Annotated in this window: 19 protein-coding genes; 15 read left to right on the top strand and 4 right to left on the bottom strand. The window is 38.0% G+C overall.

Annotation, left to right across the window (positions count from 1 at the left end; all coding sequences use genetic code 11):
• The first annotated feature begins 9 nt into the window (after positions 1 to 9).
• From EXH44_RS02175 to EXH44_RS02105, 15 genes are all read left to right on the top strand, one after another.
• Positions 10 to 108: a CydX/CbdX family cytochrome bd oxidase small subunit gene (locus tag EXH44_RS02175; RefSeq protein ID WP_135675057.1), complete on the top strand. Its 99-nt coding sequence runs from the start codon at positions 10 to 12 to the stop codon at positions 106 to 108.
• Positions 109 to 113: 5 nt separating this feature from the next.
• A complete protein-coding gene (locus tag EXH44_RS02170) occupies positions 114 to 404 on the top strand; it encodes a cyd operon YbgE family protein (RefSeq protein WP_162856077.1) in 291 nt (96 codons plus the stop codon).
• A 165-nt stretch (positions 405 to 569) separates the two neighbouring features.
• Positions 570 to 965 carry a tol-pal system-associated acyl-CoA thioesterase gene (gene ybgC / locus EXH44_RS02165; RefSeq protein WP_162857514.1) on the top strand — a complete coding sequence of 132 codons (396 nt, stop codon included), beginning with the start codon at positions 570 to 572 and terminating at the stop codon, positions 963 to 965.
• 24 nt (positions 966 to 989) lie between these two features.
• Complete coding sequence (gene tolQ / locus EXH44_RS02160) at positions 990 to 1,670, top strand: protein TolQ (RefSeq protein WP_162856076.1); 681 nt, start codon at positions 990 to 992, stop codon at positions 1,668 to 1,670.
• Positions 1,671 to 1,734: 64 nt separating this feature from the next.
• Entirely contained in the window at positions 1,735 to 2,175 is a 441-nt protein-coding gene (tolR, locus tag EXH44_RS02155) for a colicin uptake protein TolR (protein WP_162856075.1), read from the top strand.
• Positions 2,176 to 2,193: 18 nt separating this feature from the next.
• Positions 2,194 to 3,528, top strand: a complete 1,335-nt coding sequence (gene tolA, locus EXH44_RS02150; RefSeq protein ID WP_162856074.1) for a cell envelope integrity protein TolA — start codon at positions 2,194 to 2,196, stop codon at positions 3,526 to 3,528.
• An 18-nt stretch (positions 3,529 to 3,546) separates the two neighbouring features.
• Positions 3,547 to 4,833 (top strand): Tol-Pal system beta propeller repeat protein TolB, encoded by a 1,287-nt coding sequence (gene tolB / locus EXH44_RS02145; protein WP_162856073.1) that lies wholly within the window; start codon positions 3,547 to 3,549, stop codon positions 4,831 to 4,833.
• Positions 4,834 to 4,852: 19 nt separating this feature from the next.
• Positions 4,853 to 5,335 carry a peptidoglycan-associated lipoprotein Pal gene (pal, locus tag EXH44_RS02140; protein WP_135675043.1) on the top strand — a complete coding sequence of 161 codons (483 nt, stop codon included), beginning with the start codon at positions 4,853 to 4,855 and terminating at the stop codon, positions 5,333 to 5,335.
• Positions 5,336 to 5,478: 143 nt separating this feature from the next.
• The gene (djlA, locus tag EXH44_RS02135; RefSeq protein ID WP_162856072.1) at positions 5,479 to 6,339 is read left to right on the top strand and encodes a co-chaperone DjlA; all 861 of its coding nucleotides are present in this window, start codon (positions 5,479 to 5,481) and stop codon (positions 6,337 to 6,339) included.
• Positions 6,339 to 6,965 (top strand): DUF2238 domain-containing protein, encoded by a 627-nt coding sequence (locus tag EXH44_RS02130; protein ID WP_162856071.1) that lies wholly within the window; start codon positions 6,339 to 6,341, stop codon positions 6,963 to 6,965. Before djlA ends, EXH44_RS02130 begins: the two co-directional genes overlap by 1 nt.
• Before the next feature lie 45 nt (positions 6,966 to 7,010).
• Positions 7,011 to 7,931, top strand: a complete 921-nt coding sequence (dusC, locus tag EXH44_RS02125) for a tRNA dihydrouridine(16) synthase DusC (RefSeq protein ID WP_244238751.1) — start codon at positions 7,011 to 7,013, stop codon at positions 7,929 to 7,931.
• On the top strand, positions 7,931 to 8,971 hold the full coding sequence (locus tag EXH44_RS02120; protein ID WP_162856069.1) for a YcjF family protein: 1,041 nt from the start codon (positions 7,931 to 7,933) through the stop codon (positions 8,969 to 8,971). Before dusC ends, EXH44_RS02120 begins: the two co-directional genes overlap by 1 nt.
• A 49-nt stretch (positions 8,972 to 9,020) precedes the next feature.
• The gene (locus EXH44_RS02115; RefSeq protein WP_162856068.1) at positions 9,021 to 9,611 is read left to right on the top strand and encodes a LemA family protein; all 591 of its coding nucleotides are present in this window, start codon (positions 9,021 to 9,023) and stop codon (positions 9,609 to 9,611) included.
• A gap of 61 nt (positions 9,612 to 9,672) precedes the next feature.
• On the top strand, positions 9,673 to 10,122 hold the full coding sequence (locus EXH44_RS02110; protein ID WP_162856067.1) for a TPM domain-containing protein: 450 nt from the start codon (positions 9,673 to 9,675) through the stop codon (positions 10,120 to 10,122).
• Positions 10,119 to 10,925: a TPM domain-containing protein gene (locus EXH44_RS02105; protein WP_162856066.1), complete on the top strand. Its 807-nt coding sequence runs from the start codon at positions 10,119 to 10,121 to the stop codon at positions 10,923 to 10,925. The genes EXH44_RS02110 and EXH44_RS02105 overlap by 4 nt, the downstream gene beginning before the upstream one ends.
• 50 nt (positions 10,926 to 10,975) lie before the next feature.
• Here EXH44_RS02105 and upp read toward each other — a convergent pair whose 3' ends face one another.
• The 4 genes from upp to EXH44_RS02085 form a co-directional block, all read right to left on the bottom strand.
• Positions 10,976 to 11,602, bottom strand: a complete 627-nt coding sequence (gene upp / locus EXH44_RS02100; protein WP_162856065.1) for a uracil phosphoribosyltransferase — start codon at positions 11,600 to 11,602, stop codon at positions 10,976 to 10,978.
• Between the two features lie 62 nt (positions 11,603 to 11,664).
• Entirely contained in the window at positions 11,665 to 12,552 is an 888-nt protein-coding gene (gene ilvY / locus EXH44_RS02095) for an HTH-type transcriptional activator IlvY (protein WP_162856064.1), read from the bottom strand.
• Positions 12,553 to 12,554: 2 nt separating this feature from the next.
• Positions 12,555 to 13,589 carry a glycosyltransferase family 9 protein gene (locus EXH44_RS02090; protein WP_162856063.1) on the bottom strand — a complete coding sequence of 345 codons (1,035 nt, stop codon included), beginning with the start codon at positions 13,587 to 13,589 and terminating at the stop codon, positions 12,555 to 12,557.
• A complete protein-coding gene (locus EXH44_RS02085) occupies positions 13,564 to 14,604 on the bottom strand; it encodes a WaaS/CpsH family glycosyltransferase (protein WP_162856062.1) in 1,041 nt (346 codons plus the stop codon). Before EXH44_RS02085 ends, EXH44_RS02090 begins: the two co-directional genes overlap by 26 nt.
• Between the last annotated feature and the right edge of the window lie 39 nt (positions 14,605 to 14,643).

Below are 14,643 nucleotides of genomic sequence, written 5' to 3'. Positions count from 1 at the left end.
AGATCCATTATGTTTTATGTAACTTGGGTATTAGGTATTTTTCTTGCTATCCTGTTTGCAACAGTCATTACAGTAAGCATTGAGAAAACAGGTAAATTTGACGAGTAATATAGATGATTAATTCACTCTATCAACTCACAAGAAAGGGCTGGCTAAAAGCCCTTTCTTTTATCCTTTCTATTGCAATGTTTGCAATGATATTGCTCTATTCCAACACCTTTGCTCTCTACTTTGGTGGAAAAATTCCTTACTTAGTAGCCGGCGTTTTCTATGGAATGTTGATTTTATTTGTACATGGTTTTGGCTTTGAGATTAAATCAACAAGATGGCAAATGGTTTTTATGCCGTTGTTGGGGTATGCCATTATTCTTCCTGCATTAATTGCTTTAGTGATACTTTCATAACCTTTTAAGAGCCTGATTATAGGCTCTTATCATTTTTATCTGCCATATAATTCATTTTTCAGTTAAAAAGACTTGCACAACGATTTTACTCTCTCTAAAATGACAAGTAATTTGCGCCTAGTTTTTGGGCGTTTTTCTTTTTGGAAATAGCTTGAGATAATGATTGTGGATTTTCCTATTCGAGTATATTACGAAGATACAGATGCAGGTGGTGTGGTTTATCATGCTCGTTATTTGCATTTCTTTGAAAGAGCGAGAACTGAATATCTACGTAAATTAGGTTTTTCTCAACAAAATTTGCTAGCAGATTGTTTAGCATTTGTTGTTAAAAAAATGGAAATTGACTATAAAATACCGGCCCGCTTAGATGATTTATTAAGAGTTCAAACGAAAATATCTGAACTAAAGGGAGCAAAAATAGTCTTTTATCAACAGTTATGGAGAGATGATAATCTCTTAAGTGAGGCATTAGTCACTGTTGCATCTGTTGATCTGACAAAAATGAAGCCAGTTGCAATTCCTGCAAATATCAAACAGGCTTTTCAACAAACCACAATTTAGTATTTTTATTTTGGAGTTTACTCAATGGCAACTGAATTTAATTTAGTTTCATTATTTATGGAAGCGAGTATTGTCGTTAAGTTAGTTATTCTAATCTTAGTGGCTTTCTCTGTATTATCATGGGCTGTAATTATTCAGCGTAGTAGCGTGTTAACACGAGCTAAAAAAGATTCTTTAGCTTTTGAAGATCGTTTTTGGTCAGGAGAAGATCTACATCGCTTGCACGAGGGATTAGAAAATCGCCGTGATGGTTTAAGTGGTTCTGAACAGATTTTTTATGTAGGTTTTAAAGAGTTTAATCGTTTACAACAGGCAAACCCAGATTCTCCAGAGTCTATTATTCAAGGTTCGAGTCGAGCAATGAATCTTGCGTTAAACCGTGAAGTTGAAGGATTAGAAAATTATATTCCATTTTTAGGTACCGTTGGTTCTATTAGCCCATATATTGGTTTATTTGGTACAGTCTGGGGTATTATGCACTCATTTATGGGATTAAGTGCAGTAAAACAAGCTACATTACAATCGGTTGCGCCAGGTATCGCAGAGGCACTTATTGCGACAGCGATTGGTTTATTTGCAGCAATTCCAGCAGTCATGGCTTATAACCGTTTAAATTTAAGAGTTGGCAAATTAGAGCAAAATTATGTGAATTTCATTGATGAGTTCACAACAATTTTACACCGCCAAGTATTTGCGAAAAAATAATTTGTAAATTTTAAGATGGATCTTACCGCTTGTAAGATCCTTTACTAATATAGAAGAGGAATCTATGTCTTACCGTCGTCGTAAACGTAATGACATTAAATCTGAAATTAACATTGTTCCATTTTTGGACGTGTTACTCGTATTGTTACTTATTTTCATGGCTACAGCTCCAATCATCAGTCAAAGTGTTGAAGTAGAGTTGCCCGAAGATCGTCACAGTCAATCAGTTTCAAATGAAGATAAAACCCCTGTTATTTTAGAAATATCGGGTGTCGCAGAGTATAAGCTAAAAATTGATGGGAATTATGTTCAAGCAAACCAGCAGGAAAATTTAACTGAGCAAGATGTTATTGCTTATGCTGGAGATGCATTCCAAAAAGATAATAATACTTTATTTCTTGTCGCTGGTGGTAAAGATGTTCCTTATGAAGAGGTAATGAAAGGTATTTCATTATTGAAAGACGCAGGCATCAAATCAGTAGGTTTAATGACTGAAGGTAAATAATACTCGCGAGGATGATACGTGAAATCTCAAAATGATAGGTTAGAACTCGCTGTTATTGTATCCATTCTATTACATCTATTGTTAATAGGATTACTGATCTTAGGTTCGTTATTTACTAATACAACGTTACCTTCAGCAGGTGGCAGTGGCGGTGATAGTGATTCCCTTGATGCCGTTATGGTTGATACAGGGCAAGTTGCCGCAGAATATGGGCGCTTAAAGGCTGAAAAACAAGGAAGCCAAGCTAAAAAGGTTGAACCTAAACCTGAAGAAAAACCTAAGGAACAACCTGAAGAGCAAGAAGATAAACCAACGCCACAGGAAATTGCTGAACAGCAAGCAAAAGAGAAAGCGATTCAATTAGCTCAGCAAAAACAGCAAGAAGAAAAGCGTTTAAAAGAAGAACAACGTAAACAAGAGTTAGTTCGTCAGGAACAAATTAAACAAGAACAGCTTAAAAAGCAGCAAGAAGAAGCGACTCAACGTAAACTTGCTGAAGCGGCTAAATTGAAGGCTGATGCGGAAGCAAAACGTTTAGAAGCGTTAGCAAAACAAGCTGAACAAGAAAAGAAACTTAAGGAAGAGCAGCAACAGAAAAAGCTGGAAGAACAGAAAAAGTTAAAAGAGCAGGAGCTTGCTAAAGCTCAAGCAGAAAAGCTTGAAAAGCAGAAAGCAGAACAAGCTGCAGCAAAAGAGAAAGCTGAAAAAGAAGCTAAAGCGAAAGCGGAAAAAGAGGCGAAAGAAAAAGCTGAGAAAGAAGCTAAAGCGAAAGCGGAAAAAGAGGCGAAAGAAAAAGCTGAGAAAGAAGCTAAAGCGAAAGCGGAAAAAGAGGCGAAAGAAAAAGCTGAGAAAGAAGCTAAAGCTAAAGCGGAAAAAGAGGCGAAAGAAAAAGCTGCAAAAGAGGCTAAAGCCAAAGCTGATGCAGAAGCCAAAGCACAACAAGCCAAAAATAACAAAGCCCTTGATGATTTCTTAAGTGGTGGAGATATTGGCGGCGGTTCTAGCAAAGGCGGTAATAAGAATAGTGCTGGTTCACAAGGTTCGGGCGGAACGTCAGGGCAAGGTCAAGGCGCTAATGTTGATGGTAGTGCTTATGGTCAACGAATTAAGAAATTGATTCAATCTAAATACCGCGTAGATCCAAGTTTTGCAGGTAAACAATGTGATGTGAAAATCTTCTTAGGACGAGATGGTACTATTACCAACTATCAAGTTATGTCAGGAGATAAAGCTGTATGTGATGCAGCAGTAAGTGCGATTGTGGCAACGCGTAAAGTTCCACCGGCACCATCTGATGCGGTATACCAGCAATATAAATCACCAACACTAGATTTTAGTTTAAAAGTTAAATAATCAACCGAGAGGGTTAAAATGAAATTAGTATCTCGTTTTGCGAGTGTAATTGGAATGGTTGGATTGCTTTTCTCTGTGACAGTAAATGCTGAATCAGACGTAAGAATTTCAATTGATCAGGGTGTAAGTATGGCACAACCTATTGCGGTTGTTCCATTTAAAGCTTCGGGGGGCGTTCCTGCTGATGTAGCACAAATTGTGTCAGATGATTTGAGAAATAGTGGTAAATTCACACCGCTTGATCGTTCAAGTTTACCTGCTCAACCAGGTTCTGCTGCAGAGGTAAATGCTGAGCAGTGGACAAATATTGGTATTGATAATATCGTTGTTGGGCAAGTGTCTCCTGCTGGCGGTGGTTATAATATTGCTTACCAACTGATTGATACCTTAGGTACATCAGGGACAGCAGGTGGTGTGATCGCCCAAGGATCATTTAATGTACCAGCGGCACAAATTCGTTTAGGTGCTCATACAGTAAGTGACCAAGTATTTGAAAAGCTAACGCAAATTCGCGGTGCATTTAGGACAAAAATTGCCTATGTTGTGCAACGTGGTGTATCATCTTACGAATTAAGAGTTTCAGATTATGATGGCTTTAATGCATTTACTGTGGTAAAAAGTAAAGAGCCGTTAATGTCACCAGAATGGTCTCCGGATGGTTCAAAATTAGCTTACGTGACTTTTGAAAATAAAAAATCACAAGTTGTCGTTCATGATATTCGATCAGGAAGTCGCAAAGTTGTTGGCGCATTAAAAGGTCATAATGGCGCACCATCGTTCTCTCCTGATGGTTCTCGAGTGGCATTTGCTTCGAACCAAGATGGGTTGCTTAATATTTATGTAACTGGCGTGGGTGGTGGTTCACCAAAACAATTAACCAGTAATGCAGGAAATAACACGGAGCCAAGCTGGTCACCAGATGGTGGTTATATCCTATTTACATCAGATCGTGGTGGTCAACCACAAGTATATCAAATGAGTTCATCTGGCGGTGGTGCTAGCTTAATTGGCGGTAGCGGTAGTGGTAAAATTTCGGCAGATGGCAAGAATTTAATCATGGTTTCAGGTGATAGAATTGTAAAACGTGATCTTGCTTCGGGTGGCACAGAAGCAATCAGTTCAACGTTTTTAGACGAAAGTCCAAGTATTTCACCAAATGGTACTATGGTTATTTATAGCTCTACCAAAGGCGTGAGCAAAGTGCTACAATTGGTGTCCGCAGATGGCCGTTTTAAAGCTAATTTGCCGGGAGCAGGTGGACAGTATAAATTCCCTGCTTGGTCACCTTATTTGACTAAACAATAATTCTTTTTGGAGAAAAAAAATGAAAAAACTAGCTAAAGTTTTAATGATCGCGGCACCAGCTTTCGTTTTAGCAGCATGTAGCAGCTCAAACGACAATGCAAGTGCTACAGCTAATACAGCAGGCGCAGGTGCAGCAGATGTAAATGGCCAAACATTTGGTGGTTTATCTGTTCAAGATTTACAAACTCGTTACAACACTGTGTATTTCGGTTTTGACCGTTATACAGTTGAAGGTGAATACCAACAACTTTTAGACGCTCACGCTCAATATTTAACAGCGTCACAAGGTAAAGTAACCGTTGCAGGTCACGCTGATGAGCGTGGTACTCCTGAGTACAACATCGCGTTAGGCCAACGTCGTGCAGATGCAGTACAAAGCTATTTAGCTGCTAAAGGTGCTAACAATGTAGCAACAGTTTCTTACGGTGAAGAAAAACCAGCTGTATTAGGTCACACAGAAGCTGATTACGCGAAAAACCGTCGTGCAGTATTAGAATACTAATTTTTAGTAGATTAATATGTTAAATAATAAAGCCCCGAATTTTCGGGGCTTTATTTTTATGTGTAAATTCTGTATTCCTTAATTATTTTTTAAGGATTTTCCGTTAAAATGGTTAAAGTTTTAATCATAAATAAGGGCAGTCGATGCAATTTATTGGAAAAATTCTAGGCTTCATTTTAGGTTATAAAATTTTTGGTGGTTTTTTGGGAGGCTTATTAGGCTTATTGATAGGTCATTGGGCAGATAAAAAACTTTATGAACTAGGTAGTGTATCTTCTACTATTTTTGGAAAAGCATTAACGCGCCAGTCACTCTTTATGCAAACAACTTTTGCAGTGTTAGGACATATTTCTAAAGCTAAAGGACGAGTGACAGAAAATGATATTCAGCTTGCTCGTCAATTAATGGCGAACATGAAGCTAGATGCCAATAATCAACAATTGGCTCAGAAGGCATTTACACTCGGTAAAGAGGCGGATTTTCCGCTACGCCAAGTCATGCAGGAGTTCCGTGAAGCCTGCGGACAGCGTCGTGATTTATTACGTTTCTTCGTGGAAGTTCAGATGCAAGCTGCATTACAAGATGGCAATTTAGATGGCAATGAGCAGCAAATTTTATTCACTATTGCTGAAACATTGGGAATGTCCCGCTTGCAGTTTGAACAGATGATCGCCATGGTAGCGGCAGCTCAGCGTTTCCGTTCAGGCTATTATCAATATGAACAGCAAGATTCAAGCCAACAAGGACAATATCAAGGAAATTATGGCGGTTATCAGCGTTCAAGCGGACCAAGTTTAAAAGACGCTTATAGCGTATTAGGGGTGTCAGAAAGTGACGATCAAGCTACAGTTAAACGTGCTTATCGTAAATTAATGAATGAACACCACCCAGATAAATTAGTCGCAAAAGGTTTACCGCCTGAAATGATGGAAGTGGCAAAAGAAAAAGCACAGCAAATTCAAGCTGCTTATGATCTCATTTGTAAATCAAAAGGTTGGAAATAATGCAAAGCCGTTCCCATATCGTTCCGCTTTTTTTAGCGATTGTGATTACGGTCGTTTCTGTCTGGTCTGGTTTTAACCCGACGGACAGGGCTGTATGGTATGCAGAAGTGATGCCAATTTTTGCAGTATTCGGTTTACTGTTGCTCACTTATCCACGCTTTCAATTTAGTGGGCTTGCCTATGTATTGATGTCATTGTGGATGATTATGCACCTAATCGGTGCAAAATATACCTTTGCAAATGTGCCGTTTGACTGGGCAAATCAGTATTTGACCTTTTTAGGCGAAGACCGTAACCACTTTGACCGTGTAGCTCACTACATTATCGGTTTTTATAGCTTCCCGATGGCAGAATGGTTATTGCGTAAGCGTAAATGCGGCTTGGGCGTGGCATTCTTCTTTTCGCTCTTTTTCATTATGGCAGTTGCCGCAACCTATGAAATCATTGAATGGCAATATGCGGTGATTGAAGGCGGAAATGCAGGCATTGAGTTTTTAGGTTCGCAAGGCGACATTTGGGACGCTCAAAAAGATATGCTCGCTGATACGCTTGGGGCAATTACCGCATTAATTATCTACTTAATTGCCCGACCAGACTTACGTTTACGCCATTCTTCTTACTCATAGCGGTCGGATTTTGTGGAAAATTTACCAAAAGTTATCCTTGCACCTATGCAAGGGGTGTTAGACCCCTTTGTGCGTCAATTATTAACAGCAGTCAATGATTATGATCTGTGTATTTCAGAATTTGTGCGAGTGGTCGATCAAAAACTGCCGAAGAAAACCTTTTACCGCCTTTGCCCTGAGCTACATAATAACGGCTTTACCCCATCAGGTACGCCGGTGCGTGTACAAATTTTAGGGCAACACCCACAATGGTTAGCGGAAAATGCAGCACTTGCCGTTGAGCTTGGCTCGCACGGGGTCGATCTCAACTGCGGTTGCCCGTCTAAAACGGTGAATGGCAGCAATGGCGGTGCGTCCTTGTTGAAACAACCTGAGTTGATTTATCGAGCAACAAAAGCAATGCGAGAAGCGGTGCCTAGCCATCTTCCCGTGTCGGTCAAAGTGCGACTAGGCTGGGACAGTAGCGAACAAGCCTTTGAGATCGCCGATGCGGTGGCACAAGGCGGTGCAACGGAAATTACCGTACACGGCAGAACTAAAATGGACGGCTATCGAGCGGAACGTATTAATTGGCAAGCAATCGGCGATATAAAAAAACGGCTATCTATTCCTGTGATTGCGAATGGTGAAATTTGGGACTACACATCTGCAAAAAAATGCCGTGAAGTGACCGCTTGCGATGCGTTAATGATTGGGCGTGGGGCGTTAAATGTGCCAAATTTAAGCAAAGTTGTGAAATATAATCAGCCTAAAATGGCGTGGAATGAGGTATTACAGCTCTTATTCCAATATGTGCATATGGAAAACGAACTGGATACCGGTTTTTATCACGTTGCTCGCATTAAACAGTGGCTACGTTATCTCGATAAAGAGTATCCCGAAGCGGTGCAACTGTTTGATATTCTCAAAACAGAACACGGCTATGAAGGGTTAAAACAGCATATTATACAAGCGGTAAAATTTTAATGGAAAAACGCATTTTTACTGAAGAAACAGTTGAAAAAGACGAAAAACATCAACCTAAACAAGAGTTTAGCAACGCCGACATTCAGCTTGATGAAGAGCCAAAAGCGGTTGAAGCAGAACTGATTATTGAAGAAAGTTTAAAGCCATCTCGCTTCTGGTTAAGGTTATTTCTGGCTGCATTAGCCTTGTTTGGCGTTGCGACTATTGCTCAATCGGTGCAATGGTTGATTGATACTTGGCAAGCAAATCAATGGATTTACTTTGCCTTTGCTGTTGCCTTTTTTGGTATTAGCTTGGCCGGTATAGGGGCTATTATCAACGAATGGCGGAAATTACGTTGGTTGCGTAAACACCATTATCATCAACAAGTGAGCAAACAATTACTACTAGAAACAGTCGATACAAGCGGTGAGAAAGCACGAGAATTTTGCAAATCGGTGGTTAAAAATTTGGCTCAAACACCGATGGTTCAACAAGCGGAGCAACGCTGGCAGTCTCAGCTTGATGAAGCCTATAACAGCAAAGAAGTGCTGTATCTTTTCAGCGAAAATGTGTTAAGTCCAATTGATAACCAAGTTAAAAGAGTGATTAGCAAAAGTGCTGCGGAAAATGCAATTATCGTTGCGGTAAGCCCTTTGGCGTTGGTAGATATTTTAATGGTGGCATGGCGAAACATTGCTTTGATCAATAAAATCACCAAAGCCTATGGAATGGAGCTAGGCTATATTAGCCGTTTAAAACTGTTCCGAATGGTGATGACGAATATGGTTTTTGCTGGGGCAACGGAAATTGCCAGCGATGTTGGGTTAGATTTTTTCTCACAAAATCTCACCGCTCGTTTATCGGTTCGTGCTGCACAAGGGATTGGTGTGGGGTTACTTACTGCTCGTTTAGGTATTAAGGCAATGGAATTTTGTCGCCCAGTGATGTTCCAACAAAATGAACGTCCAAAACTTTCTGTTGTCAGACAAGAGCTGATCGGTGTTCTAAAAGAACAAATGTTCAGTAAAAGTAGCGAAAAAGAGCGTGAAAAAGTGTAGCTTGTGTTATATTTACATTTTATTTTGTTAATTTTTTAAGGATTTTTTTATGAAAAAGTGGTTTGTTATTATCGTGTTAGCTATCGTGGCTGTCGTTGGCGGTATTACGTTAAAAAATAGTTATAACGAATTAGTGAAAGCAGAAGAAGATATTAATTCTGTATGGGCGAATGTGGAGTCTGCTTATCAACGCCGTGCGGATTTAATTCCAAATTTAGTTAATACAGTGAAAGGTCAGGCGAATTTTGAGAAAGAAACGCTCACTAATGTGATTGAAGCTCGTGCAAAAGCAACTCAAACACGTATTGACCCAACTAATGCGACGGAAGAGCAAATGGAGCAATTCCAACAAGCTCAGCAAGGGTTAAATTCTGCATTATCACGCTTATTAGTGAGTGTGGAAAAATATCCTGAGTTAAAAGCGCATGAGGGCTTTTTAAATTTACAAGCGCAAATTGAAGGAACCGAAAACCGTATTAATGTAGAGCGTAATAACTTTAACGGTGCAGTAAAAGAGTACAATAAACAAGTACGTCAGTTCCCAACTAAATTAGCTGCATGGATTTTCGGTTTCAAAGCGAAACCACAATTTAAAGCAGAAGCAGGTTCAGAAAAAGCACCTGTGGTGAATTTTAACTAAGTTGAATTTATTTCAGTTATGGGGGCGAATGTAATTCGCCCCTACGTTTATGGAAATTAAAATGAACTTCTTTTCTTTATTTCAAAGAAAGTTACCTTTAGATACAGCGAAAATCGAAGAGGCAATTTCACATTTAGAACAGCAAACTTCCGCGGAGTTGCGTGTTGTTGTTGAACGTAAAGCTAAAAAATGTACGTCAGCAATAGAACGCGCTAATGTTTTATTTGATGAGTTGCAAATGAGAGAAACAGAACAACGTAATGGCGTGCTGATTTATCTCTCTTTTAAGCCTCATTATGTTGCTGTAATTGGAGATGAGGGGATTCATCAGAAAGTCGGTGATGAATTTTGGCAATCTGTGTATGAGTCAATGAAGTTGTCTTGCCAGCAAGGTGATTTCACACAGGCAATTTGCGAAGGCATTAAGCAAGTTGAAGTTCAATTAGCGCAGCATTTTCCAATTCAGCAGAATGATAGTAATGAATTGCCGAATGAGGTGATTTTAAAATGAAAATATTAAAATCTTTTGGATTATTTATTTTAATTTTCTTTTCTTCTCATCTTTGGGCTGCTTATCCAGATGCACCGAATCCATTTCGCTATGTGAGTGATTATACACAAACATTAAGTTCTCAAGATAAGCAAACTTTAGAGAATGCATTAGCAGATTATGGCAAAAAAACGAGTTCTCAAATTGCAGTCGTGATTGTAGCGACAACCGATGGGGAAGAAGTCTCTAGTTATACCCATAACTTATTTAATAAATGGGGTATCGGTCGTCAAAAAGAGAATAATGGTGTGTTGCTTTTGGTCGCAAAAGATGATCGAAAACTCTTTATTGCGACAGGGCGTGGCTTAGAAGGTGCATTACCCGATGCCATAGCATCATCCATTATTCGCAATGATATCACTCCTTATTTTAAACAAGGGCTGTACGCACAAGGTATAGCAAAAGGATTATCCTCTATTATTGCCGCAACACAAGGCGAATATGCACCGGCTCCCGTTGCACAAGATAGTAGCGGTGAATTTGAGGACTTCGAAATATTTATTATTGCTGCTGTGGCTATCTTTTTCCTCTTTAATATTTTATCTCGTGGTGGAAATACTTACGTTAGCCCAAGTAATGCAGGACGAATTTTAAGAGATGTAGATGCTATTCGCCGTAGTGGCGGTTTAAATGGTGGCTTCGGCGGTGGATTTGGTGGAAGTCGTCGAGGTGGCGGATTTGGCGGTGGTTTTGGCGGCGGAAGTGGCGGTGGTGGCTTCGGCGGCGGTAGTACTGGCGGTGGCGGCGCTGGAGGCAGTTGGTAATAATGAAAAAACCTAAGGATGTCCTTAGGTTTTTTTGTATTTATCATGACTTATTTTGTACCAAAAATCTTATCACCTGCATCACCTAATCCAGGGATGATATAACCATTTTCATTTAAATGGCTATCAATTGATGCTGTGTAAAGCTCAATATCAGGGTGAGCAGCTTCGAGAGCCTTAATACCTTCGGGAGCAGCAACAAGCACTAACACTTTGATTTGTTTACAACCTGCAGCTTTTAATAAATCAAGGGTGGCAATCATAGAACCGCCCGTTGCTAGCATTGGGTCAACCACAATCGCTAAACGTTCGCCCACATCGTTAGCTAATTTTTTGAAATAAGGGACAGGCTCTAAGGTTTCTTCATTACGATAGATACCTACCACGCTAATTCTCGCACTTGGAATATGCTCAAGTACGCCGTCCATCATGCCTAAACCTGCACGAAGGATAGGCACAACGGTCACTTTTTTACCCTTAATTCGTTCAATTTCAACTGGACCGTTCCAACCTTCAATGGTGACTAATTCCGTTTCCAAATCTGAGGTCGCTTCATAAGTTAAAAGGCTACCAACTTCCGTTGCTAAGGCACGGAAATCTTTTGTACTCACATCTGCAGCACGCATTAAACCAATTTTATGCTTAATAAGCGGGTGCTTTACTTCAACAATTTTCATTTTTGGTCTCCGGTTATGTTTAAAAAAATCGGGCTATTCTAGCAGAATTTGATAAAGATAGTTTAATTTAGATCAGATAAAAGTGCCCAAAAAGCATGAATGATCGGCTCTTGTAAACGACGCTGTTGAACACAAATACCTAACTCAAAAGCCTCAATGGGTTTATCTAATTGAATTCGCGAAATTTGATTTGCAACTGGACTTTGCTGAACCACCACATCAGGAATCATGGCAACACCACAGCCCAAGGCAACCATTGGCACAATCGCCTCATGTCCTTCTACCGTGGCGTAAATTTTAGGCTCTTTAATTTTTTGCAATTTAAACCAATGATCTATCCGCTTGCGAGCAGGCCCGTCAACAGGCAAGATAAAAGGCATATTCTGCCAATCAATCGGCGTTTGCTGTAACAACTGTGTTGCGGTACAAGCAACTCGGGGAGCAATTAACGATAATTGAATATCATCAATATAGTGAAAAATAATGTTATTTGGTAAGTTTTCAGGCTTTCCAGCAAGAGAAATATCCGATTGTAATGATTGAACGCTATATAATGCTTTAGCAGGATCGCCTGTGCTTAATTTGATCTCAATCTTTGGGTATCGTTTCCTAAATTTCGCCAAAATGCGTGGTAAGTGGCTGTAAGATGCGGTTACAGAACAGAACAGTTTAAGCTCGCCCTCCAATTCAGTTTGATCTGGTGAAAAATGGCGTTGAATTTGTTGCCATTCCCCCCAAGTCTGCTCAGCAAAATGTGAAAAACGTTCACCCGCTTCCGTCAAAATCACTTGTCGATTATCCCTTAAAAATAATGGTTGCCCAATTTCTTGCTCCATACGTTGAATATGGCGAGAAAGCGTTGAGGCACTCATATGGTTTTTTTCTGCAGTACGAATAAAACTACGGGTTTGAGTGATATCTAAAAAAAGTTTAAGGGACTGAAAATCCATATTTAACCTTTTAACCATTCAGGTTTTATTTGTGTGAAATCTAATTCATTGACACTTTTATGAAAACGAACAATATGGGTTTCTGCTTTATTATTCGGATGCCAATTCACAAAGTTTTCTTCATCTTGGCTATAAAAAGCAATGAGTGGTTTATGAAAACCAGCAGCAATGTGTACGATAGAAGTATCTGGTGAAATAACTGCATCGGCATGTTTGATTAATTCAATAGTATGAAAAATATTATATGTTTTTTCATAAATAGTGACATTCCTATAGTTTTTAGCAAGATGTTGCAGTTTATCTGTGACTTCAGGAAATGTAAGTAGCACAATATGTGTTGTATTGTTAGTCAAATGATCTAACAATGCTTTCATTGTATTATCACTAAAGCGTCTTGCTGAACCTGCCCCAAAGAAATTAACAGCAATATAATTCGTTAAGTTATTTTCTTTTAAGAAAAGTGACACATCATCGGCACTTTGTTTATCTACAGGAATATCGTATTGGGTTGAAATATCGTTAAAGCCGATTAATTCTAATGCCTGACGGTAAATTTCATTAAAATGTATTTTTTGAGCATCAATATTTATATTAAATAACGCATAATGTTCTTTTTTATAACCGACATAATTTTTTGCGTTAATCAAGCGTAGAAACAATAGGTCTCTATTTCTTAGTGTTACGGTAGGATCAATAACAAAATCAAAAGACTCTTTTGTCAACATTTTCCCGCATTTGATATAGTCAATGATATCTTTTGTTTTCACAAAATAAAGTTTATCAATGTAAGGATTTTTTTCAAAAAGATAAGCATTTTTATGAGAACAGACAACCGAAATTTCTGTATCAGGAGATTGTTTTTTAATTTCTCTAAATACAAATGAGCTAACAACATAATCGCCGATTTTTCCATCGTGACGGAGAAATAAGAGCTTTTTCGGTGGAAATAATCCTTTTACAAGCGGTCTTTTGTGGTCAAAAATTTGCTTGCCTATGGCAAGTCGAATATTTCTAATAAACTGTTTTATTTTCTTCATGATTATCTGAGGGTAATAAAATAGGTTGATGCGGATGTATATCAAGAATATATTTAATCCAATTTCCAAAACTATATTTTTCTTTGATATTAGGATCGATATTCTGATAAGGTTTTTCTAAAAAATCAGGGATTTCATCAAAATTACCATCTAATACAAAAATATTATTAGGATGATAAAAGTCATATTTTACGATCTCTTTATTTGTTGTAATCAATTTTTTATTATATCCAAGGGCTTCAAAAGCTCTAAATGATAATCCTTTATGTTCATCAATCACAAAATCTAATAATACTTTGGATTTTTTAGATAATGTCAAGTTATCACTAAAGCTAATTGCTTCTTGTATTTCAAGCTCTGTAATATTGGATGGATAGATGTTTTTTATTTTCTGGGAAATGATTATAATATTTATATTCCAATGTCTTTTTTTTGCGAAGTTAGCAAAATCAATAATAATTTTTTTTCTATAATCGTTGTGAGCGCCTAGGAAATAAAAGTCATATTCAAAATGAAGATAGTCAAGATTATGATCAAAATAAAAGTTTGTAGCAGGTAAAAAATCGTTTTTTACATCTTTAGGATCAAATACATAAAACCTATCGAATAGTTTGACATAATCATAAATAGAAGGGTACCTACTCATCCCATCCCATTGAAAATTTATCATTCCATTATTTGATGTCCTGTTTTTTATATAAGAAACTAAATCTATCGAAAAATTATGTGCAAGAAAAAATAAAGAGTAATCAAATGTATCTATTTTATTTTTTATGAGTTTTTTCTTTAGGATGCTTGATTCTAATTTTTTTTTAGCTAATCTATCTCTAAAAAATAATTTTCGGAATTTTACTTTTAATCTAGAAAAAATTGAAGGATATTTGAATTTCTCGATCTCCCCATTATTCTCAATAAGAAGAGTAACATCAAAATTGTGATGTTTGAGATTATCATGAATTAGTTTAGATATACCAAGGTTGGTAGAAATACATATAAGAATAGATTTTTTTTTCATATTGTCTATCATATTAAGATTATACTTGTAGATAAATAT

Origin of the sequence: Actinobacillus indolicus, from assembly GCF_004519515.1 — a bacterium.
GTDB classification, from domain to species: domain Bacteria; phylum Pseudomonadota; class Gammaproteobacteria; order Enterobacterales; family Pasteurellaceae; genus Glaesserella; species Glaesserella indolica_A.
This window is presented reverse-complemented; position numbering and strand designations above follow the sequence as displayed.